We start from the raw sequence: 22003 nt of genomic DNA on the forward strand, positions 1-22003 counted from the left end.
GCCGATCCATCAAGCGTTGTCGGCGCTCCGGGATGGTGGTTGGGTGTAAAAAAATGGAATACAATATCATCACCTCAAGATGAGGGATGAGAGTCCGAAAGCGCTTACGATATCAATTCCTGAAAATGGTTCGCTAACTAGTGATTGACAACGCCCGTAGTGAACCGAAAAAATGTTCTCCACAAAGTCTTGACTGACTCAACCAGCGCTGCCAAAATGACGAGAGAACCGTTCTCAAGGGTGAATGGATCGACAATGTCTTTCGTAATCGTTTTGGCGACACCGGTGAAGGTGAGCGCGCCGATAAAGTTCATCGTTGCAGCCAAAATAATGGCTTGGCGCGGCGTGAGCGCTCTCGTCGACACCGACGTCGCAATGGCGTTCGCGGTATCGTGAAACCCGTTAATAAAGTCAAACGCCAACGCGAAAACCACAATGAATATCGTCAAGACTAAAATCATATCCATAAAAACAACGTCCCCTTTTACGCGTTGCGCATAATGATCGTCTCGAGCGTATTCGCGACATCTTCACAGCTGTCAGCAATCTCTTCCAACATTTCGTAAAGCTCTTTGTATTGGATGAGCTTAATCGGGTCTTTTTGCGTCACAAACAAGTTTTTGATCGAAGCGCGCAAAATTTCGTCGCATTTCGTTTCGTAATCCTTGATTTTAATGGCGTGCTGGCGCATGTCAAGCAACTTTTTGTGCGACAGCAGTTCGAGCGCATGAACGATTTCGATCGTGCTTTGGTAAATATAGTCGAAGAACTTCACCATATGTTCGTCAATGTCCGTGAATGAGAACATTTCAAACCGGGCGGAGCATTGTTCAAGCCCGTCAAGCACATCATCCATTTTCATCGCCAGCTGATGGATGTCCTCCCGTTCAATCGGCGTAATGAACGTTTTGTTCAATTGGACGACAAGCTCATGGATGAACGAATCGCCTTTCCGTTCATACTCTTTCATGACGCGGGCGAATTCTTTCAAGTCGCTCACGCCTCGGATTTTATACTCAACAAAGTATTGGGCTGCTTCCTTGACATTTTCCGAAATCTTAAACAACATGTCGAAGAAAACGTCCTTTTTTGGGGAAAAGATCATTGAGGCCACCCTCCATCTCAGAAATCGAAAATCACCGATACTTATTGTAGTAATTTACACAGCATTTACAATAAGACAATCAAAAATTTTACACAAAATTTACATTACCTTTACATTTTGTTCGCTTTTCCTGCCCATGTATTATGTAGCGTGCCAAACAAAAGCCGAAGCTATGCACATTTGCTTCGGCTTTCCCATTCGACATCGCGCGGCCGCCGGCTCAGCCCGTCCTGCTTGAATTAGGCGATCGCAGCGCCGCTTGCGTCTTGCTTATTCAAACCGTTCAACAAACGCGGTGAGCGTCCGCACCATGACACCCGTCGCCCCAGCCGGGCCGAGGTCGCCATCTTTCTTTGCAGTCGCCGTGCCGGCAATGTCCAAATGCACCCACGGGGTGTCTTCGGCAAACTCGCCAATAAACGCCCCGCCCATAATGACGTGCCCTTCGCGCCCCGGAGAGTTGTTCAAATCGGCGATTTTGCTGCTTCGCACCCGCTCGCGGTCGTGTTCGGTGATCGGCAGCCGCCAAATGAACTCCCCGGTTTCCATCGATGCTTCAAGCAATTGCTCAAACAGCGCCTCGTTGTTCGTCATCGCCCCTGTTTTGTCCGTGCCAAGGGCGACGATCACTCCGCCTGTCAGCGTGGCGACATCGATGATATAGCTGGCGCCGTGCTGTTTCGCATAAGTCACCGCATCGGCCAAAATGAGCCGTCCTTCAGCGTCCGTGTTGCGGACTTCGATCGTTTTTCCGGACAGCGACGTAATGACATCGTCCGGCTTGAACGCCTCGCCGCTGATCATATTGTCGGTCGCCGGAATGACGGCGAGCACGTTTTGTTCCGGCCGCAGTTCGCCGATGGCTTCCATCGCCCCGAGCACCGCCGCCGCGCCGGCCATATCGGTTTTCATGTCGACCATGCCATCGCGCGGCTTCAAACAATAGCCGCCCGTATCGAACGTCACCCCTTTGCCGACGAGGGCGATCACGTCTTCCCACTCGTCTTTTCCTTGGTATTTTAAGACGATCAGTTTGGGCGGCTGTTTCGAGCCTTGATTGACGGCCAAAAGCGCTCCCATGCCGAGCCGCTCCATGTCTTCTTTCTCCAAAACTTCATAGTCAAAATCGTATCGGTTCGCGAGCTTTACGGCATAATCCGCCAAATCGGACGCCGTCAGCAAATTCCCCGGCGTGTTGACGAGCGTGCGCGCCGAGTTCGTCGCCTTCCCGTATACCGAACCGACGAACAAGCTCGCCTCGATGTCCGCTGCGTCCGCCCCCGTATAAACGGTGAGCGATTTCATCTCATAGTCCCGCTCTCGCCTGTTTTGCTTGTATCCCGGGAACTCATACGTCGCCAAATAATACGCTTCGGCAAGCGCATGCGCGGCTTCGTTTTCGTCGACGTCCCCGGCCGTAAACGTGTCAAGCGCGACCGCCGCTTTCGTCCGCTTCGCCTGCTTCAACGCGCGAAACAGCTTGCCGAACACCTCGCGCAGCCGCGCAAACGTCAGCTCCTCTTTTTTGCCGAGACCGACGAAATACAACCGCTTCGCCCCCATCGGCAAAAATGGATGAACGGTGGCGATGCGCCCCCGTTTCGCGGAAATGTCGCCTTCCTTCCACAGTCCGGACAGCTGTCCGCCAAGGCGGGCGTCATACTCGCCGGCAAGGCCGGCAAACGGCTGCCCCCCTTCAAACAAGCCGATGACCAACGCTTCCTCGTTCGTTTCGACAGACGGCAATGGCTTTACCGTAAACATCGTCTCATCCTTTCTATGATTATGCCTTCCCGTCTTCATTATAGCGAAACAAGCCAATTATTTCGATCATCTAATGGATGAATTCGCCATATTTAAAAACAAGGGGGGCGAAAGAGGGAAAAAGGCGGGATGGGGCGAATGGATAACCATACTCCGATGCAGAAAGGACCGATGCCGTTGAAAATCGTTTCCTTATGTCCAAGCAACACCGAACTGATCGCCTATCTCGGCCGCCTTGACGATGTCGCCGCCGTCGACGATTCGTCCGACTGGCCGCCCGAGGTGAAGCAGCTGCCAAACGTCGGGCCGGATTTGCACATTGATATGGACCGCGTCGAGGCGCTCAAGCCTGACCTGGTCGTCGCCTCTTTAAGCGTGCCCGGCATGGAGCGCAACGTCGAGGAACTCAAACGGCGCGGGCTCCCGCATCTCGTGCTGGCGCCGAATTCGCTTGAGGACATCGCCAACGATCTCCTTCAGCTCGGCGAGGCGCTTGGCGAAACGAAAAAAGCGGCCGACCTCGTCCGCCGCTACCGCGCATTTCTCAGCGAATACCGCGAGCGGGCCGCAACGGTGGCGGAGCCGGCTCGCCTCTATTGGGAATGGTGGCCGCGGCCGATTTTCACGCCGGGCGGGGCAAACTGGCTGAGCGAACTAAGCGAACTCGCCGGCGGGCGCAACATTTTCTCCGACATCCCGCAAGCGAGCGTTCAAACGGAATGGGAAGACGTTCTCGCCCGCAATCCGTCGCACATCTTGCTCGTTTGGGTCGGCGTGCAGACAAAAAAAATGAGCCCGAAAGCCGTCACGGCGCGCCCGAATGCCCAACAGGCCGAGGCGGTCCGCACCGGGAACATCCACATTTTAGAAGAATCGCTCTATTGCCGGCCGTCTCCGCGCCTCTTGGTCGGATTAAAAAAATTGGCGCCGCTTTTGCATCCGGCGCTGTTTCCTCCCGCTGACGACAGCGATCCGCTTCTTGGCCGCTGACGGGCGGGAGCCCTTTTTCAGCTTTTCGATTCCAAATATTGCTGCCGGAACACTTGCATCGTTTCATCCTCGTTCAACCGCGTCAATTCTTCCTCCGACAGCGTGCCGTCCCCTTTTTGGATAATGTAAACTTGCACTTTCCTTTTTCCCCAATATTTATAGACATCTTCCACGGTTTCGTAATATAAATCAAGACGATGGCCTTTGATCGCCCCGCCTTTGTCGGCGACGACGCCGAATCCGTATCCAGGGATGAACAAAATCGTGCCGATCGGAAAGATCGATAAATCGGCAGCAATCGTCGAATACAGGTCGCGCTTGACGCGGACGCCGGAGTAGGTGATGCCATACTCAGGGTGATCGGGCGTTTTCCCGGTCGATTCAATGCCGGCTGTATAGCCGGTGGCGATCACTTCAACAGATGGATATTTTGACCAGTCAAAATGATCCTCAAGCCGCAAAACGGAGCGGCCCCCGTTTTTCGCGAGCTCTTTCATTCCCCAAATGGGCTGATGATCCATCGATAAAGCGCTCGGAAAGGGATGGAGAACCGTCTTCGCGTCAACCCCGGAAACGGACTCGAATGTCGCCAAGAGCGCCGCCAAAAACAGCAGCGTCATCGCGGTTCGGCGCACGAACTGCCTAAATCCATTCAATGCTCTCAACTCCTCTCACACCTCTATTTATCTCCATCCAAAATCGAAATATTCATTGCGAAGACGGCAAAAAACGAACAAGCCGCCAGCTTCACCACGTCGATGAACGGCTTTGGCGCAAGCATCCTCGGCAACGGCTATTGCCCGACACATCCGCTCCGCACAAACGCCATCATCAGCCTGTCCGCCAAAAAGAGTCCTCACCGCAACATATACTGGACAAGCGATATCGTTTCCGGAGCAAGGATGCCGAAGTCATTGCTCAATTTTCCCTGCAAAAGGGCATGTTCTGAAAAAATCAAGCGCCGCTTCCGACGAAAAGCCAAAAAAAAAAAACGCCTCTGCAGGGCAGAGACGCTTTAAAACATTTGATACCCTTTCGCCCGCAGCGTGCGGATCGCCCATCCGGCGCAAAGAGCGCCGGCAAAGCCGCTTGACAAAATCAACAGATCCGCCGCCGCCAGCGAAGCGATCTTCCGGCCGAGCGCGGCGAACGCCTCGGACGGCGCGGTGAAATAGCGCGTCAACGGCACATCATCAATAATGAAAACCGCAATCAACGGAAAGCAGACCGCCAAAATCCACGTCATGCGCAAAATCATGTTCAACAAAAAACCAATGCCAAAAAACAAAACGAAAAACAATACCATCGAAATCAATACGACTGGCAAACTCATTTGCATCCGCCCTTCACCTCCCGTACACCCGTTTTCAGTGTACTGGATCGGGCGGATGACCGTCAATGTTCGTTCTCTTCTTTATGATCGCCTGATTGTTTCCAAACGATGTTTCATATCCTCAGACGAACGTCAATGGTCGTCATCCTCTTCGCCATCGCTTCCGGTTCCTTGGCAACTGTAGCACGTTTCCGATCCGCCCAAAAGCAGCTGAACGTATCCATGCCCCTCGCAGTACGGGCAGTCGTTTATGGTCCATGTTTTTGTCATCGATGTTCCCCTCCGTTTCTTTTTTGTTAATATATCAAAATTTTCTGTAAAAACAAACGGCGATTCTCCCCCATTTTCGTCCGTGTAAGCGGATACATCTTTCGATCGCTTTTATTTTCTTGACTATTCTTTCAATTTCGATGATTCGAAGTAAAGGCGGTATTTCGTGTAGCCGAACGGATCGCCGGGATTGAGTCCATCATGCAGCGAAAGGGAATCAAGCGGCTCGAGCGCCAACAAATAGCGAAGCAAGCCTGATGTGTTCGGATCATTCTGAAGCGCCGTTTTGCTGAAAAACGCGGCGGCATACAGCTCATCCGTCTGCACGACGATGTCGCGCGAGAGCGGGCGCAACAGAAAAATCGCCATATTGTCGCTGATCTCCCCAGCGATGACGCCGGTGCGCAAGCCAAGAAGCGCGACCGGTTCGGCGTCGATCCCCGTTTCTTCCTTCACTTCCCGAACCGCCGCCTCATCAAGCATTTCCCCCGGCTTTACGAACCCGGCCGGCAGCGACCATTTGCCTTTTAGCCCGCTGTATTTTTTCTTGACAACGAGCCATTCCCCGCTCTCGTTTATGACCAGTCCGGCCGCCGCAATCCAAACGTTTCCTCGTTTGTTGTCCATCGTCCTCATCCTTTTCTCCCGATCGTTATGCACTGTTTGTATTTCGACAATCGAGCGGCGGATCCCTGTTTCGTTGCCATGCAAAAAGCTCCCGCCATCACGGGAGCTTTTTGGATCGATTAGAAAAATTTAAATTTGCCTTTTTTCATCACAAGCGACGAACCGCCGATCAAATACAGGGCGCGGTTGTCAATCACTTTTTTCATGAAGCTCGCTTTGGCGCCCCACAGCTTTTTGCCGAACACGACGCCGATGGCATCATCATGGCCAAGCGAGCAAACCGTCCCTTTAATATCCGGCTTAAACGGCTCCAGCTCCCCTTGTCCACGGATGAGCACCGCCAAGTTTTTCGCGCACAGCTGGCCTTCTTGCATGGCGATTTGCGCCGTCGGCGGATACGGGCGGTTCGTTTCTTCATCAATCACGAGCGAACAGTCGCCGACGACGAAAATGTCTTCATGCCCCGGGACACGCAAGTACGGGTCCACTTTAATGCGCGCCCGCGCCGCTTCAAATCCAGATTCCTCGATGACGCGGCTGCCGCGCACGCCGGCCGCCCAAATGACTGTGCCGGCTTTAATTTCCTCGACATCATCACCTTTGGCGACAATGATGCCATCCGGCGTGCATTCCTTAATCGCCGTGCCGATTCGAAACTCGACTCCTTTGCGCTCAAGCTGGCTGACCGCGTACTCGACGAGCTCCGGATCGAAGCCCGGCAGCGCCGTGGGCGCCGCCTCCACGCAAATGATGCGCACTTTGTGCGGGTCGATGTCATACTCGCGGCACAGCTCCGGCATCCGGTTGGCGAGCTCGCCTAAAAATTCAATGCCGGTAAATCCCGCCCCGCCGACGACGATCGTCAATCGCTCCTCTTTCTTTTCCTCTTCCGCGTTGTACGTCGCAAACTGGTATTCGATATGTTCGCGGATTTGCCGCGCGGCGTCGACATTGGCGATCGAAAATGCGTATTCCTTCAACCCTTTGATGCCGAACGTTTCTGATTCAAACCCAAGGGCAATGACGAGATAATCGTACGTCAGCTCGCCGTTTTCAAGCAGCACTTTCTTTTCATTTGGAATGATTTTCGTCACCGTATCTTGGATGAATTTCACTTTGTTCCGGTCGATGACATCGCGGATCGGATAGCGGACACGGTCATGATGCAGCGTCCCGGCCGACGCCTCATGAAGCCATGTCGTCTCATAATGGTAATCGTGCTTGTTGACGAGCGTAATGTTCGCTTCGTTCACGCCGATGAGCTTTTGCAGGCGAACGGTCGTCATCAACCCGCCATAGCCAGCGCCTAAAATGACAACGTTTGGTTTTCTCACCTGAATCACTTCCACCCTTTTTAATTTTTTTCCACACGTTTCTTATAGCTTTTGCTGCGGCCCCCGTTTTTATTGAGCAAAATTTGTGAAATACTTCACGTTCCTTGCCAAAAAAATGTCGGGAGACTGTCACAAAACGTTAACAATTTCTCCACTCATCATATTAGTCGTTTTTCTTTCCCATTTCAAGACTTTTTTCGCCGTTTTGTCCTAAAAAATTTCTTTCGTTTGGACAGCGTCGATTTATGGTAAGATAGAGTTGTGCAGCCATCCATTTCATGCAGGGAGGGATGTTGATGAAAGAAGATCGCACGATGTATGACGTCACGATCATCGGCGGCGGGCCGACTGGGATGTTTGCCGCGTTTTACGGCGGCTTGCGGCAAATGAAAGTCAAAATTATCGAAAGCCTTCCGCAGCTTGGAGGGCAGCTGGCCGCGTTATATCCGGAAAAATACATATATGATGTCGCCGGATTTCCGAAAGTGCGCGCCCAAGAGCTTGTCAACCAGCTGAAAGAGCAGATGAACCTATTTTCGCCGACCGTCTGCCTAAACGAGTCGGTCGACACGCTCGAAAAGCAGGAGGACGGAACGTTTAAACTCGTCACCAATCAACAAATCCATTATTCGAAAACGGTCATCATCACCGCCGGAAACGGCGCCTTTCAGCCGCGTCGGCTCGAAATCGAAAGCGCTTCCCGCTATGAAGGAAAAAACTTGCATTACTTCATCAACGACTTGGGGCAGTTTTCCGGAAAGCGCGTGCTCGTCTGCGGCGGCGGCGACTCGGCTGTTGACTGGTCGCTCATGCTCGAACCGATCGCCCAAAGCGTCACGATTGTGCACCGCCGCGACAAGTTCCGCGCCCATGAACATAGCGTCGAGCAGCTCAAGAAGTCCAGCGTGCAAGTGAAAACGCCGTTTGTGCCCGTTGAACTCGTCGGCGATGAACACGCCATCCGCCAAGTCATCCTCGAGCATGTGAAAGAAGGAACGAAAGAAACGGTCGATGTCGACGCCGTCATTGTCAACTACGGCTTTATTTCTTCGCTTGGCCCGATCAAAAACTGGGGGCTTGACATCGAAAAAAATGCGATCAAAGTCAACTCGCGGATGGAAACGAACATCCCCGGCGTGTATGCGGCGGGCGACATTTGCACGTACGACGGAAAAATCAAGCTGATCGCCTGCGGCTTCGGCGAAGCGCCGATCGCCATCAGCAGCGCCAAAACGTACATCGACCCGACGGCGCGGATGCAGCCGGCACACTCGACATCGCTGTTTTAATGGCGCTCCGTCGGGAAAACAAGCGGAAGCGAAGGGGCGCTCGGCATTTCGCCTTAGCTTCTGCATCCCGACTGATTGGAGCCATTCGTATAGCCCGCCCCGTCCACACCCGTTTTTCAAGCAAAAGGCGCCCCTCTTTGTTGGGGGCGCCATGCTCGTGCCTCATCCCTATCGCTCCAGCGAAACCGACTCGCCATCATGATTCCCAGCCTTGTTTTTCGTCCATTCCTCCCGCTCTCTCTCGAGCAGCTTCACCTGCCGGCGCAGGCTGAACAAACGCACCCATCCGAGCATGCCGACGACAAGGCCGCCAAGGACGGCCGAACCTAAAATGACGATAATGAGCGGCAAGCGGGTTTCGCCGACTAAATAATGGATCGTCACCTGCTCGACATTCGCCACCGCCAGCAGCGCCACAATGAGCGCCAAGACAAGCGCCAAGATGACATTGATTTGTCCTTTCATCGTTTCTCCTCCTTTGGCGCTCCCGAAAAGGCCGATGTTGGAGCGCGGCCGTTTTCCCCAATTTCGTGAGGGAAAGACCACCCTTCCAACATTTCGCCAGTCGGTACACGCCCGCGTTTTCAACCGGCCGTGCGGCGAAAACCGGCCTTCTCAAGAGCCCGACGTCACGGCAAGGCAGGCCGTTTTCCTCTGCCAGGCAGATGGACGTCATCCCGCCTGCTTAGCATTGCTCCGGCGTGCCGGCATTGGTCGCTGTGCGGAACGAGGAGCCGCAGCCGCATGTCGCAATGGCGTTCGGATTGTTGATCGTAAACCCGCCGCCAAGCAGCGACTGTTTATAGTCGATGACCGTTCCGCGCAAAATCGGCGCGCTGTCGCGGTCCACCAAAATTTTGATGCCGTGCTGCTCAAATTCGATGTCATCCTCACGCCGCTCATGGTCAAAGCCCATGCCGTACGACAACCCGCTGCAGCCGCCGCCATGGACGCCGACGCGCAAGTACGCGCCCTCTTCTCCCTGCTCTTTCATCATATCTTTGATTTGAAACGCTGCCGCTTCTGTCAGCGTAATAACTGCCTCTGCCATCCATGATCCCTCCTTTAACGGTTGACACTGGCCAAACAACTTGGCCGTTTTTCGACCGATTCGCCCGACGACTCGGATAGGGCGAATCGTCTTGAATGGCTCCCTCTTCCCTTATAGTATACCGTCTTCGCCTTTCGGTGCTCAACCGTTCCGCCCGCCTCGGTAGTAATAAACGCCGGTGCACACGGTCTCCGCCGGACCGGTCATGCGCACGCGCCCGTCGTGCCCCCATACGATCGTTAAATCGCCGCCGGCCAAATGGACGACCGTTTCCTCCCCGCGCACCGTTTTGCCGTTTAACACCGAAGCGACGACCGCCGCGCACGCTCCGGTCCCGCACGCCTGCGTCACGCCGGAGCCGCGCTCCCAGACGCGGAAATGAAGCTCGCGCTCGTTCACCACTTCGACAAACTCGACGTTCACCCCTTCCGGAAAGCGCGGATCTTTTTCGACGAGCGGGCCAAGCGTCGTCACCGGCGCACGGCGGATGTCGTCGACATAAAAGATCACATGCGGGTTGCCCATGGACACCGCCGTCATTTCATATTCGCCCCCAGCGATGGCAAACGGCTCGGCGACGACTCGTTCCGCTTTTGGTCCAACCATCGGAATGGCGCTGCGCTCAAGGCGCGGCTCGCCCATATCGACCGTCACGCTTGTCACTTCGCCATCTGCTACTGCAACACGGGCTTCGACAAGCCCGGAGAGCGTTTCAATCAAAAAGGTGCGGTCGCGGACGATGCCGTGCTCGTACGCGTATTTCGCCACGCAGCGCAAGCCGTTGCCGCAGTTTTTCCCTTCCGAGCCGTCGCTGTTAAAAATGCGCATTTTGAGTGGCGCTTTCTCCGATGGACAAATGAGAATCAAGCCATCGGAGCCGATGCCTGTGTGGACATCGGCGACGCTGCGGGCGATCGCCGGCAGCTCCTCCTCGGGCAATGTTTCGCGGAACAAGTCGACGTATATGTAACTATTACCCAATCCGTGCATTTTCGTAAACGAAAAAGAACGCACATGACTCCCTCCTGAACATTTTTTGCGCTTCGCATGTATAATGGCGGCATCTCCTGGGCACAATGGGAATATCCCCCGTTTTTTCATTATACATTGAAGAGGATGCCGCATCGCGGACATCCTCCTTTTTTCGTTAAAACATTGGGTTTTCCTCGAGATGCCGATAAATATTTTCCACGAGCTGCTCGGGCGTTTCGCCGCTGACAAACTCGCCGTTGACGAGCGCAAACAGCGTTTCCGCGCAGCGTGTGCAATAGCTTAAGCAACTGTATTCCATGATGTCCAAGTTCGGATCCTTTTCCAACATTTCCATTGCTTTGTACGACCCGCTGGCTAAGTTGCTGATGCAAAATTCGATGATGGGCAACATCATATGCGGTTCACCTTCCTCTTCCCATCGTAGCGGTTTTCCGGCGCGACGTCAATGGACATGCTCGTTCGATCAAGGAAGCGGAAAAATGATTGTTCTTTTGTCACAATTTCGTTATACTTTTCTATGGCATTGTCGGCTTTAGAAACTCGACAAAAGGGGATTTTTCACGATGAGACAACTTGTATTGCTTGGCGGAGGATACGGCAATATGCGCATTTTGCAGCGCCTCCTCCCGGACGAATTGCCAAACGACATTCATATTATCCTCATCGACCGCGTTCCGTACCATTGTTTAAAAACGGAATATTACGCCTTGGCCGCGGGAACGGTCAGCGACCATCACATCCGCGTCCCGTTTCCGGAACATCCGCAGCTTGTGTACCAATTCGGCGAAGTCGTCTCGATTGATCTCGACCAGCAGCTCGTCCATTTAAAGGATGGGAGCAGCGTCCGCTACGATGATGTCGTGATCGGATTGGGCTGCGAAGACAAATACCACGGGGTGCCGGGCGCCGAGGCGCATACGTACAGCATCCAGTCGATCGATAAGGCGCGCGCCGCCTATGAAGCGCTGAACAATTTGCCGCCGAAAGCGACGGTCGGCATCGTCGGCGCGGGATTGAGCGGCGTCGAGCTGGCCAGCGAACTGGCGGAGAGCCGTCCGGACTTGCACATCAAGCTGTTTGACCGCGGTGAGCGCATTTTGCCGATGTTTCCGAAACGGTTGAGCGATTATGTGGAAGGATGGTTCGTGGAACACAAGGTGGAAATCGTCCGCAACTCCAACGTCACGAAAGTCGAACCTGGCGTCTTGTACAACCACGACGAACCGGTCAAGTGCGACGTCATCGTCTGGACGGCCGGCATTCAGCCCAACCGCGTCGTCCGCGAACTGAATGTCGAAAAGGACAAGCAAGGCCGCGTCGTGCTGACGAAGCGCCATCACATCCCCGGCTATGAAAACGCCTACGTCGTCGGCGACTGTGCGAGCCTGCCGCATTCCCCGAGCGCCCAGCTCGCTGAAGCGCAAGCCGAGCAAATCGTCCAAGTGCTGCAAAAGCGGTGGAACGGAGAAGAACCACCGAGCGAATTCCCGCCGATCAAATTAAAAGGCATTCTCGGCTCGCTCGGCAAAAAGCACGGCTTCGGCTTGCTCGCCGACCGCCCGCTCACCGGCCGGGTGCCGCGTTTGTTGAAATCAGGCATTTTGTGGATGTACAAGCATCACCATGGGTATTGATAGCACAACTGACCCTTATTCGATGAAAAAGGCGGAGTTCATTCCGCCTTTTTCCCTTCCGGCGCCGACGGTTGATACCCAAATTTTTCCATTTCTGCACAAATCGCCTTGAGCCGCGGGTTGCCTTCGGCGACGACGTTTCCTTCGATCACCACGACCGGGTACACCCAATCTTCTTCGACGATCGTCTGCGCGAGCTCCCGCTTCTCCTCGTCATCGGCCGGCGGCGCAAAAATGTCGACGTACGTCATCACAAACGGCTGATCCGGATACTTGCGGCGCAGCGCGGCCTCGAGCCACTCGTACGTTTCTTTCGACGACGGCAGCTGCACGCATGCCGGGCAAATGACGTCAGCCCCGTACACACAAATTTCAACCGGCTTGAATGTCATCGTTGTCACCCTTTGCAAAAGCAAAATTTATCATTAGATTTTTTTTGTCACCATGATTATAATAAAAACTAAGGAAAGGAGTCGATGGAAATGACGGATCAAGAAATCAAAGAACAAGTGCAAGAAGTGTTGGATAAACTGCGTCCGTTCCTGCTTCGCGACGGCGGCGACTGCGAACTCGTCGATGTCGAAGACGGCGTCGTGAAACTTCGCCTCCTCGGCGCGTGCGGCAGCTGCCCGAGCTCGACGATTACGCTCAAAGCCGGAATTGAGCGCGCCTTGTTTGAAGAAGTGCCGGGCGTCGTCGAAGTGGAACAAGTGTTTTAATATGAAAAATCCGAACAGCGGCCGCTGTTCGGATTTTTTTATCGCCAGCGGGGCGGCGAGCCGACGGGGAGGCTTTTGATGGGCAGCCACAACCCGCCTGATCGGGCGCTTCTCCGTTTTCGTTTCCTTCCAATTGTGCAAGGAAAACCGTCATATCGTTCGCCCGCTCCCAAGCGCGGCGGCGAAACGGCCAGGCCGCTGAACGGACTTCTGTTCGCGCCGGCGCCCAAGAAGGTTCAAGCTTCAAGCGCCAGCTTGTAGACGCGGCTGCCGCGCGGCTCGACGGAAAGACGCGCGATTTCGCACGTCGGAAAATGCGGGCGCAGCCGGCGCGCGAGCCGCTCTCCTTGGCCCGGTTCGGCAAAGACGAGCACCGTCGGCCCCGCTCCGCTCAGCGCCGCACCGATCGCTCCGTATTCAAGAGCGAGCGCCTCCGCCCGCTCGAGTTCCGGAACGAGCTGTCTCCGATACGGCTGATGGAACAAATCGGCGGCCATCATCCGGCCGGCAAGCTCCCAGTTTTTCGTGAGCAACGCGGCGACGAGAACGTTGCTGACGGCGCTCGCCTCGACCGCCCGCTCTCTCGGCCATTGTTCCGGCAGCTGCCCGCGCGCTTTTTTCGTTTCCAGTTCATACTCCGGAATAATAGCGACAAGCTCCACATCCAATTGTGGAATATGGACGACATCCACGCCCGCCTCGCGGCAGCAGCCGATGACAAGCCCCCCGTACAACGAGGCGCCGACATTGTCCGGATGTCCTTCGTATCGAGTCGCCAACTCCATCTTTTGCTCGCGCGGCAACTGAAGCCCAAGCAGCGCGTCGGCGAGCTCAATGCCGGCGACGACCGCCGCCGCGCTGCTCCCGAGCCCGCGCGTAAACGGAATGTCGCTGTACACATCGACCGCACAGCTTGGCAGCCGGCGGCCGTAAACGTCCGCCGTCTCCGCCGCCACTTGGTACACCAAATTGTCCGTCCCGCGCGGAATACCGCTCACTTCCGCTGTCTTTGGCGCAAACGACCACGCATCCGCCAAGCGGACGTCAAGCGTCAAATAGCGATTGACCGCGAGCCCAATCGAGTCAAATCCTGGACCTAGGTTCGCCGTGCTTCCCGGAACGACGATCTTCAACATCTCGTCTTCTTTCATGCCCGGACAACCCCTTGCAAATGCTCCAAGACAACTTGTTCATCGTTCGGCAGCACGATCGGTTCGATCGCCGCGGTCTCCAAGGCGATGGCCGGGTCTTTCAATCCGTTGCCAGTGAGAACCGCGACGACGAGGCTGCCGCGTTCGATTTCGTTCCGTTCGCGCTGCTTGATCACCCCGGCGATCGCCGCGCATGACGCCGGTTCGGCAAAAACGCCTTCCGTCCGGGCGAGCCGCTTGTAGGCGGCCAAAATTTCTGCGTCGCTCACCTCATCAATTTTCCCGCGCGACTCGCTCGCCGCCTCGACCGCTTTGTCCCAGCTCGCCGGATTGCCGATGCGGATCGCGGTCGCCACCGTCTCCGGCTGTTCAATCACCCGGTTGCGGACGATCGCCGCCGCTCCTTCCGCTTCAAAGCCGCGCATTTGCGGCAGGCCCGTTCCTTTCGCTTCATGGTACTCCTTAAACCCTTTCCAATAGGCGGTGATGTTGCCGGCGTTGCCGACTGGAATGGCGAGCACGTCCGGGGCGCGCCCAAGCTGGTCGCACACTTCAAACGCCGCCGTTTTTTGCCCTTCGATCCGGTACGGATTGACCGAGTTGACGAGCGTAATCGGCGCCGTTTCGCTCAACCGGCGCACCATCTTCAGCGCCTCGTCAAAGTTGCCGTCAATCGCAAAAATTTCCGCGCCATACATGGCGGCTTGCGCCAACTTGCCGAGAGCGATCTTGCCGTTCGGAACGACGACGAGGCAGCGCATGCCGGCGCGCGCCGCATAGGCGGCCGCTGAAGCCGATGTATTGCCGGTTGAGGCGCAGATGATCGTATGGCTTCCTTCCTCTTTCGCCTTGGCCACCGCCATCACCATGCCGCGGTCTTTAAACGAACCGGTCGGATTCGCCCCTTCGACCTTGACATAGAGCGCAATGCCGAGCTCCTCCGACAAGCGCGGCAGCGGGATGAGCGGCGTATTCCCTTCGCAAAGCGACAGCCTCGGCGTCGCCGCAGAGAGCGGCAAAAAATCGCCGTAGGCGTCAAGCAGCCCTTTCCATGCCATTACCGTTTCTCTCCTTCCACTCGATACGAGCTTTGCACCCGTTCGACAATTTCCAAATCGCCGAGCTGCTGCAAAATGTCTTCGTAGTCTTGCTGAGAGGCGTCATGCGTGACGATGACGATTTCCGCTAGGCCATCCTCTTTCAGCGGCAATTGCAAAATTTTCTCAAAGCTCACCCCGCGCTCGGAAAACAGCGTCGTAATTTTGGCAAACGCGCCGACCTGGTCTTTGACGTGAATGCGCAAAAAGTATTTCGAGAAAATTTCCGCCGGAGTCTTCAACTGCTTTTCATATTGCGGCGCGACGGCATAGCGGCCGTTGACGCCAAGGCGCATATTTTTCATCACCGCGACCAAGTCGGAGACAACCGCCGTGGCCGTCGGCAAGCTCCCGGCCCCCGGCCCGTAAAACATCGTCTCTCCGACCGCTTCGCCGTATACGTACACCGCATTGTATTCGTTGTGCACGGACGCCAACGGATGCGAATCCGGCAAAAACGTCGGCTGGACGCTCACCTCGACCTTCTGCCCGTCGCGCTGGGCGATGCCGATCAATTTCATCGTGTAGCCGAGCCGCTTCCCGTAGTTCAAGTCTTCCTCCGTCACTTGGGTGATGCCTTTCACTTGCACATCGTCCAAGTCGATGTCCATTGAAAAGCCCAGGCGGGCCAAAATCGCCATTTTCCGCGCCGCATCCAGCCCTTCGACGTCTGACGTCGGATCGGCTTCCGCAAACCCGAGCGCCTGCGCTTCGGCGAGCACGTCCTCATAGGAAGCGCCGTTTTGCGACATTTTCGTCAAAATGTAGTTCGTCGTCCCGTTCACAATGCCCATGAGCTTCGTAATCCGGTCCGACGCCAAGCCGTCGACCAAGCTGCGCAAAATCGGAATGCCGCCGGCGACGCTCGCTTCATAAAACAAATCGCAGCGGTATTCCGCCGCCGCCCGAAGCAGCTCCGACCCGTAGACGGCCATTAAGTCTTTATTGGCGGTCACGACATGCTTCCCTTGGCGCAGCGCCCGCAACAGCCACTCTTTTGTCTCCTCAATGCCGCCCATCACTTCGATGATGACATCAATGTCCGGATCGTCAATCACCTCAGCCGCACTCGTCGTAAGGAGCGACGGGTCAACGGCGACATCACGCGGTTTCTGTACATCCCGGACAAGGATTTTTTTCACCTTCACCGGGCAGCCAACCTGATGCATCAACTTTTCCTGATGGTTTTCAATAATTTTGACTACGCCGCTCCCGACCGTTCCTAATCCTAACAATCCGACCAAAATTGGTTTTTCCATGATTCCCGCCCCTTCTGTTTACGCACAGTAGACATTTGTATTTTTATAGTAGACATTATAAAAGACGATCGGCCATTTGGCAATGAAAATTTTTACGAGATCCGGTTTACCGGCGTCAACGGCGGCCGTCCTTCGAGCACGGCGATGATGTTGTCGCGCGCCAACGTCATCATGGCGCGCCGCGTTTCGTACGTGGCGCTGCCGATATGCGGCAAGGCGACGACGTTCGGAAGCGAAACGAGCGGATGATCGGCCGCGACCGGCTCGTGTTCAAACACATCCAATCCCGCCGCGGCGATCTCCCCGACGACTAGCGCCTCATACAGCGCCTGTTCATCGACGACCGCTCCGCGCGCCGCGTTAATGAAAATCGCGGACTTCTTCATTTGCCGGAACGCCTCGCGGTTGAACAAATGGCGCGTCTCGGAGGTGAGCGGCGTCAAGCAGACGACAAAATCGCTCTCCGCCAGCAAGTCGGCAAACGGGCGGTAGACGGCGCCCAGCTTCTCTTCCGCCTCCGGACGGCGGGAGCGGTTGTGATACAGCACGTTCATGTCAAACCCCTTCGCCCGTTTCGCCACGGCCTGCCCGATGTTGCCCATGCCGACGATGCCAATCGTTTTATGATGGACATCGGCGCCCGCAAGCAAAAACGGGCTCCAGCTTTTCCATTTTCCTTCCTTCAAAAATTCAGCCGCTTCCACGAGGCGGCGGGCGGTGGCCAATAAAAGCGCAAACGTCAAATCGGCCGTCGTATCGGTCAATACATCGGGTGTATTGCAAACGAGAATGCCGCGCTTTGTTGCCGCCGGCACGTCAATGTTGTCATAGCCGACGCCCATATTGGCGACGACTCGGAGCACCGAACCGGCGGACAAGACGTCTTCATCGATCGGATCAGACACCATCGGCAAGATGGCCGTCGCCCGTTTCGCCTTTTTAACGAGCACATCGCGCGGCACGGCCATATCTTCATGGGGCCACATCTCTACTTCAGCGATGGCCAAAAGCGGCGCGACCACGTCCTCGGGCAATTTTCGCGTAATGAATACATACGGCTTCGTCATGGTGCAGCCTCCTGCATCGTTTTTTCTAAATCTTATCACAACTTTGGCCGAAAAAAAACGGGAAGTTGTCCTTAGGGTGTAACGGCAGGGAAGCGGTCGTTTTTTCGTTTGGGCCAAAAAAAGCGGGAGGCTGTCTTCCCTGCGTTACGCCGGCGGCAGCCACTCGACCGCCGGCAGGCGGATGCGGTTCGAGATGCCGGCGATCTTGGCAAACGAAGCCAAAAACCGCTCGTACTCGTGCGATCGATCGAGCAAGCGCCGCAACTCCCCCTCCCGCCTTGTCCGTTCGCTCTCATCCACAGCGATATAATATGCCTCGACACATTCAAAATAGGAAAGCGGAAACAACAACCTGGCGTAAACAAGCCGCCACGCAAACGGCGACAGCGGCGCCGCATGTTCATACTCTTGAAAAAACTGCCGCACCGCCCGCTGACAGCCAAGTCCGCTCTTTTCGTACAAATGGCGCACCCATTCCGCCAAATCGCGGGCGCAATGGTCATACACCCAGTCGGTCGGCAGCTTCGCTTCTCCCCCCCCAACCCACTTCGCCTCGGGGAGACGCTCATGGCAAAATGCCGCGTAATCGATGCGCCCTGGTTCTTCGTCAATCTCCGTGTCCGCCACGTATTGCACCGCGTTTTCCGCCAAGCCTAAATAATACGGGAACGATTCGATAAACAGACGATCAAACAGCGACGACGGCCCGGAAGCGAGCTTGCTCGACCAAAACGCCTCCATTTGATCGATCCGCTTCGCCCACAGCTCCCGCCATTGGCCGATGCGCCGGCAGGCGACGATCGGCCATGGACATGTTCTCCCGCATTCATGCATCACCGCCAATTCCCTTCCGAGCGAACGAAAGCGAGCCGCCGGAAGCGGAGCGCGAACGAGCGCCAACGGCTGTCCATTATAGGAAGCGATATACGTTCCGGACGTCGTTTTGACCAGTTCTCCGACGCCGTCCACTCCTTTTGCCCGCAAATAGCGGCTCATTTGCTGGCGCTCTTCCATTTCCGCTTCGCTTTGCCCATCGGCGGGAACGAGCAAAAAACGCTCCTGCCGATGCCAAAAGGCCGCATGCCGTCCGCTTCGCTCCAACCTCTCGACGCGCATGCCATACTGTTCACGCACCCATTCTTCCATCGCCGCGCCTCCTTTTTCCTTTTTGCCGAAACCAGTCATTCCGCTCGTTCCACACCTTCATCTCATCGCCGCCCCATCGATGAGCCGATTCCGCCTCCGCTCCAGCATGAAACGGCCCCATTCACGCGCCTATGCTGATCAGCCAGCGCATGGCCGCGGAAAAAGAGGGATACTTTTTATATATGACAGCGGGCGCCAAAAAAGCCGATGAGCATTTTTCTTTATATGACGGACTGATTTATGACATGATACATATATATAGAAAACGACTTTCTAAAAGAAACAGGTGAAGTTCATGAGCGAATTCATTATGAACAATCTGGAACAAACGGCTCGGCGCTGGCTTGAGGAACGGGGGGTGACCGTGGAAAAAATTGCGGAGCTCGTTTATTACTTGCAATCAAAATATCATCCCGATTTAACGATGGAGGAGTGCATCGAAAACGTCAACCGCGTCATTTCGAAACGCGAAGTGCAAAATGCGATTCTAACCGGCATCCAATTGGATAAACTCGCCGAAGACGGTCGGCTCGATGAACCGCTGCAGTCGATCATCCGCCGCGATGAAGGGCTGTATGGCGTCGACGAAATTTTGGCGCTGTCAATCGTCAATGTGTACGGATCGATCGGGTTTACGAACTACGGATATATCGATAAGCAAAAACCGGGCATTTTGCAATATTTAAATGATAAATCGACCGGAAAATGCAACACGTTTTTGGACGACATTGTCGGGGCCATCGCCGCGGCGGCGTCAAGCCGCCTGGCGCATCGGGCCGCCAATGCGGAGTAACGCCGGCGCCGCCCATGCGCGCCCTCCATCCGCGCCGAGCAACATGAAACGCCGCTTTGCCAAAAAAGGCAAAGCGGCGTTGTTTACAAGCGGTCAAGCCATTCCAAAAGCGAATCGGCCGTATACGTCGGCATCCGTTCGTAGCGGGCGAGCATTTCTTTTGTCGTAACGCCCGTATGGACTAAAAGCGTATCGATGCCAGCGTTCATGCCGGCTAAAATGTCGGTTTCATAATAGTCGCCGATCATCAGCACGTCCTCCTTCGGGACGCCGAGCACTTTGAGCGCCTGCTCCATAATGATTTTTTCCGGCTTGCCGATAAATGTCGGCTTCACCTGCGTCGATACGGCGACGACCGACGTCAGCGCCCCGTTGCCCGGAAGCAGCCCCCGCTCCGTCGGCAAAGCGATGTCGCCGTTGGTTGAGATGAACATCGCTCCATTTCGGACAGCGAGACAAGCGACAGCGAACTTTTCGTATGTAATTTGCCGGTCAATCCCGATGACGACGACATCCGCATCTTCGCCGGCCAAACGGAATCCTTTGTCCGCCAAGGCGGTTTGGAGCCCTTCTTCACCGATCACATACACGGAAGCATCCGGTTTCTTTTCAAAAATGTAATTCGCCGTCGCCTGGCTTGTCGTAAACACATGCTTCTCCTCCGCCGGCACGCCGAACGAACGCAATTTTTCCGCCACTTGCGCCGGTGTGCGCGACGAATTGTTCGTGACAAACAAATACGGAATGCCGCGGCGGTGCAGCTCGTTGACAAACGTACGCGCCTCAGTGATGCATTCGGTGCCGCGGTACATCGTCCCGTCCAAATCGATGAGGTAGCCGTTGTATCGTTTCAATGCATCCGCTCTCCTTTCCCGCCATCAATTGCGAAACGCCGACACCGGGCCGAGCTCGTTTTCAAGGTAAGCGCGCACCGCCTTCGGATACGCCTCAAGCGCCGGCAAATGTTCGTTCAGATCGGCGAGCAATTTCGCGTGATCGACGCACGCATATTCGTGCACAAGCATTTTCCGATGGGCGATGAACGCTTTCAATCGGTCGGCATCCGCCGGCGAGATCACCTGTTCGTCAGCCAAAATGTCGATGATGTCGTTGTAGCTGCCTGGGTCGCGCATAATAAACCCATCGATCATGGCGTTGCCGACGTCCAACACCGCCTCGATGACGATATGAGCGATCCGTTCGAGCGCCAATTGCCGAAGCGGCTCGTCCCATCGCTTCTCGGCCTTGTAACGGTCCAGCATTTGTTCCATGTAGCTGAGTGTTTCTTCCAGTTTTTTGCGATCGACAAAATACATCCGTCATCCCTCCTCGTTCCTTTGTGCGATTTTCTGTCTCCCGTTTTCGCCGCCTGTCTGCTATGATGGACATAGACGAAAAAACAGGAGGGGCTCAAATGATGGGCGAACGGTTTTATTTATACGACGACACCGTCGAAGCGGCCGTCCGCTTCGTCAGTTTTGTCGGCGAGCGGCAGCGGTTTGATTTGGCGCTCATCGAAACGGATCGTTTTTACGGGAAGTGGCTCGTGCTCGATTTGCAAAGCAACCGCTTTGCCATTCTCGGGCGCGACGATTTGGAGGAGCCAGGCTATATCGAGCACGCTTACCAGCTTCATGAACAAGATGCCAACGATTTGCGCGCCTTTTTGGAGGAGTATCTCTCATAACCTTCCTCGGTTTCGGGCATCTTATGAAACAGCCCACGAACGAAGGAAGGTGAGACGAATGGCGGAACGGGAAACATACGCCGATTTTTCCGTCGTCGAGAAACAGCGCAATTTCTTGACCGCTGAAGAGTTCCCAGAAGGGCCGTACGGCTCGCCGCGCCGCGACGACGCGCCGGTCGAAAACAAAAGCACGCCTTGGAAGGAAGGCCAGCGGCATTACAGCGCCTTCAACTACGAGTTTAAATCGTTCCACCAAAACATTCCAAGGCGCGACCCAGCCGCCCACCCGCCGCACGACGATCCGCATCAAAGCGAACAGTTTCCGTACAACGAAGGCGAATGACGAGGCAGCCGCTCGCGGCAAGCGGGCGGCTGCCGTGCTTACCGTTTCACCTTGCGCAGCACAAAATACGCGCAGCCGAAGTTGCAATATTCATACAAATATTCGGACAGCGTGCTGATTTTCGTATCGTACGTCGCTTTTTGGTTATGGTCGTCAAAAAACCCGCGCAACCGGAGCTGGTTGTATCCCCAATCCCCGACAATGTAGTCGTACTTCGCCAAAATGTCCGCATATCGGGCGCGAAAGGCTTCTTCATTAAAGGCGTTTTTCACATTTTCCACCAGTTCGTAACAATGATTGTTAATGCAAATCACTGTTCTCACCTCGCCTTTCCACTTCCATCATAAACGA

At 55.2% G+C, this 22003-nt stretch carries 28 protein-coding genes and 1 pseudogene; 7 read left to right on the forward strand and 22 right to left on the reverse strand.

Going from position 1 to position 22003, the window contains the following annotated elements; all coding sequences use genetic code 11:
• Window positions 1-191: 191 nt before the first annotated feature.
• From GZ1_RS07270 to GZ1_RS07280, 3 genes and pseudogenes are all read right to left on the reverse strand, one after another.
• Window positions 192-467 (reverse strand): annotated as a pseudogene (locus tag GZ1_RS07270) (inorganic phosphate transporter); the annotation flags it as partial.
• A 17-nt stretch (window positions 468-484) separates the two neighbouring features.
• Window positions 485-1105 carry a DUF47 domain-containing protein gene (locus GZ1_RS07275; protein ID WP_033016305.1) on the reverse strand — a complete coding sequence of 207 codons (621 nt, stop codon included), beginning with the start codon at window positions 1103-1105 and terminating at the stop codon, window positions 485-487.
• Window positions 1106-1375: 270 nt separating this feature from the next.
• On the reverse strand, window positions 1376-2869 hold the full coding sequence (locus GZ1_RS07280) for a leucyl aminopeptidase (RefSeq protein ID WP_060788226.1): 1494 nt from the start codon (window positions 2867-2869) through the stop codon (window positions 1376-1378).
• Between the two features lie 177 nt (window positions 2870-3046).
• Between GZ1_RS07280 and GZ1_RS07285 the strand changes: the two genes are divergently transcribed.
• On the forward strand, window positions 3047-3859 hold the full coding sequence (locus tag GZ1_RS07285; RefSeq protein WP_060788247.1) for a cobalamin-binding protein: 813 nt from the start codon (window positions 3047-3049) through the stop codon (window positions 3857-3859).
• 17 nt (window positions 3860-3876) lie between these two features.
• Here GZ1_RS07285 and spsC read toward each other — a convergent pair whose 3' ends face one another.
• The 5 genes from spsC to GZ1_RS07305 form a co-directional block, all read right to left on the reverse strand.
• Window positions 3877-4515 (reverse strand): stationary phase survival protein SpsC, encoded by a 639-nt coding sequence (gene spsC, locus GZ1_RS07290; RefSeq protein ID WP_033006734.1) that lies wholly within the window; start codon window positions 4513-4515, stop codon window positions 3877-3879.
• Between the two features lie 359 nt (window positions 4516-4874).
• A complete protein-coding gene (locus GZ1_RS07295; protein ID WP_013144344.1) occupies window positions 4875-5198 on the reverse strand; it encodes a YuiB family protein in 324 nt (107 codons plus the stop codon).
• A 126-nt stretch (window positions 5199-5324) separates the two neighbouring features.
• On the reverse strand, window positions 5325-5462 hold the full coding sequence (locus GZ1_RS19240) for a YuiA family protein (RefSeq protein ID WP_013144343.1): 138 nt from the start codon (window positions 5460-5462) through the stop codon (window positions 5325-5327).
• A gap of 123 nt (window positions 5463-5585) precedes the next feature.
• Window positions 5586-6089: an NUDIX domain-containing protein gene (locus tag GZ1_RS07300; RefSeq protein ID WP_041468194.1), complete on the reverse strand. Its 504-nt coding sequence runs from the start codon at window positions 6087-6089 to the stop codon at window positions 5586-5588.
• Window positions 6090-6208: 119 nt separating this feature from the next.
• The gene (locus GZ1_RS07305) at window positions 6209-7432 is read right to left on the reverse strand and encodes an NAD(P)/FAD-dependent oxidoreductase (RefSeq protein ID WP_033006735.1); all 1224 of its coding nucleotides are present in this window, start codon (window positions 7430-7432) and stop codon (window positions 6209-6211) included.
• Between the two features lie 281 nt (window positions 7433-7713).
• On the opposite strand from GZ1_RS07305, the gene GZ1_RS07310 reads away from it, so the two are divergent.
• Entirely contained in the window at window positions 7714-8712 is a 999-nt protein-coding gene (locus tag GZ1_RS07310; protein WP_174520676.1) for an NAD(P)/FAD-dependent oxidoreductase, read from the forward strand.
• Window positions 8713-8880: 168 nt separating this feature from the next.
• On the opposite strand, the gene GZ1_RS07315 is transcribed toward GZ1_RS07310, so the two are convergent.
• The 4 genes from GZ1_RS07315 to GZ1_RS07330 form a co-directional block, all read right to left on the reverse strand.
• Complete coding sequence (locus GZ1_RS07315; protein ID WP_060788228.1) at window positions 8881-9177, reverse strand: LapA family protein; 297 nt, start codon at window positions 9175-9177, stop codon at window positions 8881-8883.
• Window positions 9178-9397: 220 nt separating this feature from the next.
• A complete protein-coding gene (locus GZ1_RS07320; protein WP_060788229.1) occupies window positions 9398-9763 on the reverse strand; it encodes a HesB/IscA family protein in 366 nt (121 codons plus the stop codon).
• Between the two features lie 141 nt (window positions 9764-9904).
• Entirely contained in the window at window positions 9905-10777 is an 873-nt protein-coding gene (gene dapF, locus GZ1_RS07325) for a diaminopimelate epimerase (RefSeq protein ID WP_060788230.1), read from the reverse strand.
• Window positions 10778-10910: 133 nt separating this feature from the next.
• Window positions 10911-11150 carry a YuzB family protein gene (locus tag GZ1_RS07330; RefSeq protein ID WP_013144336.1) on the reverse strand — a complete coding sequence of 80 codons (240 nt, stop codon included), beginning with the start codon at window positions 11148-11150 and terminating at the stop codon, window positions 10911-10913.
• Window positions 11151-11319: 169 nt separating this feature from the next.
• Here GZ1_RS07330 and GZ1_RS07335 point away from each other — a divergent pair, with 169 nt between their 5' ends.
• Complete coding sequence (locus tag GZ1_RS07335; RefSeq protein WP_011232429.1) at window positions 11320-12390, forward strand: NAD(P)/FAD-dependent oxidoreductase; 1071 nt, start codon at window positions 11320-11322, stop codon at window positions 12388-12390.
• A 38-nt stretch (window positions 12391-12428) separates the two neighbouring features.
• Here the strand turns inward: GZ1_RS07335 and GZ1_RS07340 are convergent, their stop codons facing one another.
• A complete protein-coding gene (locus tag GZ1_RS07340) occupies window positions 12429-12782 on the reverse strand; it encodes a YuzD family protein (protein ID WP_015375727.1) in 354 nt (117 codons plus the stop codon).
• 84 nt (window positions 12783-12866) lie between these two features.
• Between GZ1_RS07340 and GZ1_RS07345 the strand changes: the two genes are divergently transcribed.
• The gene (locus GZ1_RS07345) at window positions 12867-13109 is read left to right on the forward strand and encodes a NifU family protein (RefSeq protein WP_011232431.1); all 243 of its coding nucleotides are present in this window, start codon (window positions 12867-12869) and stop codon (window positions 13107-13109) included.
• A 236-nt stretch (window positions 13110-13345) separates the two neighbouring features.
• Here the strand turns inward: GZ1_RS07345 and thrB are convergent, their stop codons facing one another.
• The 6 genes from thrB to GZ1_RS19245 form a co-directional block, all read right to left on the reverse strand.
• On the reverse strand, window positions 13346-14260 hold the full coding sequence (gene thrB / locus GZ1_RS07355) for a homoserine kinase (protein ID WP_014196662.1): 915 nt from the start codon (window positions 14258-14260) through the stop codon (window positions 13346-13348).
• Window positions 14257-15318, reverse strand: coding sequence for a threonine synthase (thrC, locus tag GZ1_RS07360; RefSeq protein ID WP_021321785.1), 1062 nt, complete (start codon window positions 15316-15318; stop codon window positions 14257-14259). The genes thrB and thrC overlap by 4 nt, the downstream gene beginning before the upstream one ends.
• Complete coding sequence (locus GZ1_RS07365; RefSeq protein WP_060788232.1) at window positions 15318-16616, reverse strand: homoserine dehydrogenase; 1299 nt, start codon at window positions 16614-16616, stop codon at window positions 15318-15320. Before GZ1_RS07365 ends, thrC begins: the two co-directional genes overlap by 1 nt.
• Before the next feature lie 92 nt (window positions 16617-16708).
• A complete protein-coding gene (locus tag GZ1_RS07370; RefSeq protein WP_060788233.1) occupies window positions 16709-17683 on the reverse strand; it encodes a 2-hydroxyacid dehydrogenase in 975 nt (324 codons plus the stop codon).
• Between the two features lie 144 nt (window positions 17684-17827).
• Window positions 17828-18829, reverse strand: a complete 1002-nt coding sequence (gene yutH / locus GZ1_RS07375; protein WP_020753747.1) for a spore coat putative kinase YutH — start codon at window positions 18827-18829, stop codon at window positions 17828-17830.
• Window positions 18810-18950 carry a hypothetical protein gene (locus GZ1_RS19245; protein ID WP_020753748.1) on the reverse strand — a complete coding sequence of 47 codons (141 nt, stop codon included), beginning with the start codon at window positions 18948-18950 and terminating at the stop codon, window positions 18810-18812. Before GZ1_RS19245 ends, yutH begins: the two co-directional genes overlap by 20 nt.
• Window positions 18951-19124: 174 nt before the next feature.
• On the opposite strand from GZ1_RS19245, the gene GZ1_RS07380 reads away from it, so the two are divergent.
• A complete protein-coding gene (locus GZ1_RS07380) occupies window positions 19125-19622 on the forward strand; it encodes a phosphatidylglycerophosphatase A family protein (RefSeq protein ID WP_011232437.1) in 498 nt (165 codons plus the stop codon).
• Between the two features lie 83 nt (window positions 19623-19705).
• Here GZ1_RS07380 and nucF read toward each other — a convergent pair whose 3' ends face one another.
• On the reverse strand, window positions 19706-20476 hold the full coding sequence (gene nucF / locus GZ1_RS07385) for a 5' nucleotidase NucF (protein ID WP_020753752.1): 771 nt from the start codon (window positions 20474-20476) through the stop codon (window positions 19706-19708).
• Window positions 20477-20500: 24 nt separating this feature from the next.
• The gene (hepT, locus tag GZ1_RS07390; protein WP_020753753.1) at window positions 20501-20938 is read right to left on the reverse strand and encodes a type VII toxin-antitoxin system HepT family RNase toxin; all 438 of its coding nucleotides are present in this window, start codon (window positions 20936-20938) and stop codon (window positions 20501-20503) included.
• A 98-nt stretch (window positions 20939-21036) separates the two neighbouring features.
• Between hepT and GZ1_RS07395 the strand changes: the two genes are divergently transcribed.
• Together GZ1_RS07395 and GZ1_RS07400 are read left to right on the forward strand one after the other, a co-directional pair.
• Window positions 21037-21309, forward strand: a complete 273-nt coding sequence (locus tag GZ1_RS07395; protein ID WP_011232440.1) for a DUF3055 domain-containing protein — start codon at window positions 21037-21039, stop codon at window positions 21307-21309.
• Window positions 21310-21367: 58 nt separating this feature from the next.
• Window positions 21368-21652 carry a hypothetical protein gene (locus GZ1_RS07400; protein WP_013144327.1) on the forward strand — a complete coding sequence of 95 codons (285 nt, stop codon included), beginning with the start codon at window positions 21368-21370 and terminating at the stop codon, window positions 21650-21652.
• A 38-nt stretch (window positions 21653-21690) separates the two neighbouring features.
• Here the strand turns inward: GZ1_RS07400 and GZ1_RS07405 are convergent, their stop codons facing one another.
• Entirely contained in the window at window positions 21691-21966 is a 276-nt protein-coding gene (locus GZ1_RS07405; protein ID WP_013144326.1) for a YutD family protein, read from the reverse strand.
• Window positions 21967-22003: the final 37 nt, after the last annotated feature.

Origin of the sequence: Geobacillus zalihae NBRC 101842 (genome assembly GCF_001544135.1) — a bacterium.
GTDB classification, from domain to species: Bacteria; Bacillota; Bacilli; order Bacillales; family Anoxybacillaceae; genus Geobacillus; species Geobacillus zalihae.

Excerpts from the sequence above, each read along its gene's own strand:
- GZ1_RS07295 (WP_013144344.1), bottom strand. The coding sequence starts at position 5,198 with ATGCAAATGAGTTTGCCAGTCGTATTGATTTCGATGGTATTGTTTTTC.
- GZ1_RS07400 (WP_013144327.1), top strand. The coding sequence starts at position 21,368 with ATGGCGGAACGGGAAACATACGCCGATTTTTCCGTCGTCGAGAAACAG.
- GZ1_RS07280 (WP_060788226.1), bottom strand. The coding sequence starts at position 2,869 with ATGTTTACGGTAAAGCCATTGCCGTCTGTCGAAACGAACGAGGAAGCG.
- yutH (WP_020753747.1), bottom strand. The coding sequence starts at position 18,829 with ATGGAAGAATGGGTGCGTGAACAGTATGGCATGCGCGTCGAGAGGTTG.
- GZ1_RS19240 (WP_013144343.1), bottom strand. The coding sequence starts at position 5,462 with ATGACAAAAACATGGACCATAAACGACTGCCCGTACTGCGAGGGGCAT.
- GZ1_RS07315 (WP_060788228.1), bottom strand. The coding sequence starts at position 9,177 with ATGAAAGGACAAATCAATGTCATCTTGGCGCTTGTCTTGGCGCTCATT.
- GZ1_RS07310 (WP_174520676.1), top strand. The coding sequence starts at position 7,714 with ATGTTGATGAAAGAAGATCGCACGATGTATGACGTCACGATCATCGGC.
- GZ1_RS07335 (WP_011232429.1), top strand. The coding sequence starts at position 11,320 with ATGAGACAACTTGTATTGCTTGGCGGAGGATACGGCAATATGCGCATT.
- GZ1_RS07330 (WP_013144336.1), bottom strand. The coding sequence starts at position 11,150 with ATGATGTTGCCCATCATCGAATTTTGCATCAGCAACTTAGCCAGCGGG.
- GZ1_RS07345 (WP_011232431.1), top strand. The coding sequence starts at position 12,867 with ATGGAAATGACGGATCAAGAAATCAAAGAACAAGTGCAAGAAGTGTTG.
- GZ1_RS19245 (WP_020753748.1), bottom strand. The coding sequence starts at position 18,950 with ATGGGGCCGTTTCATGCTGGAGCGGAGGCGGAATCGGCTCATCGATGG.
- GZ1_RS07340 (WP_015375727.1), bottom strand. The coding sequence starts at position 12,782 with ATGACATTCAAGCCGGTTGAAATTTGTGTGTACGGGGCTGACGTCATT.
- GZ1_RS07395 (WP_011232440.1), top strand. The coding sequence starts at position 21,037 with ATGATGGGCGAACGGTTTTATTTATACGACGACACCGTCGAAGCGGCC.
- GZ1_RS07320 (WP_060788229.1), bottom strand. The coding sequence starts at position 9,763 with ATGGCAGAGGCAGTTATTACGCTGACAGAAGCGGCAGCGTTTCAAATC.
- GZ1_RS07365 (WP_060788232.1), bottom strand. The coding sequence starts at position 16,616 with ATGGAAAAACCAATTTTGGTCGGATTGTTAGGATTAGGAACGGTCGGG.
- hepT (WP_020753753.1), bottom strand. The coding sequence starts at position 20,938 with ATGTATTTTGTCGATCGCAAAAAACTGGAAGAAACACTCAGCTACATG.
- GZ1_RS07380 (WP_011232437.1), top strand. The coding sequence starts at position 19,125 with ATGAGCGAATTCATTATGAACAATCTGGAACAAACGGCTCGGCGCTGG.
- GZ1_RS07275 (WP_033016305.1), bottom strand. The coding sequence starts at position 1,105 with ATGATCTTTTCCCCAAAAAAGGACGTTTTCTTCGACATGTTGTTTAAG.
- GZ1_RS07300 (WP_041468194.1), bottom strand. The coding sequence starts at position 6,089 with ATGGACAACAAACGAGGAAACGTTTGGATTGCGGCGGCCGGACTGGTC.
- thrB (WP_014196662.1), bottom strand. The coding sequence starts at position 14,260 with ATGAAAGAAGACGAGATGTTGAAGATCGTCGTTCCGGGAAGCACGGCG.
- thrC (WP_021321785.1), bottom strand. The coding sequence starts at position 15,318 with ATGGCATGGAAAGGGCTGCTTGACGCCTACGGCGATTTTTTGCCGCTC.
- GZ1_RS07370 (WP_060788233.1), bottom strand. The coding sequence starts at position 17,683 with ATGACGAAGCCGTATGTATTCATTACGCGAAAATTGCCCGAGGACGTG.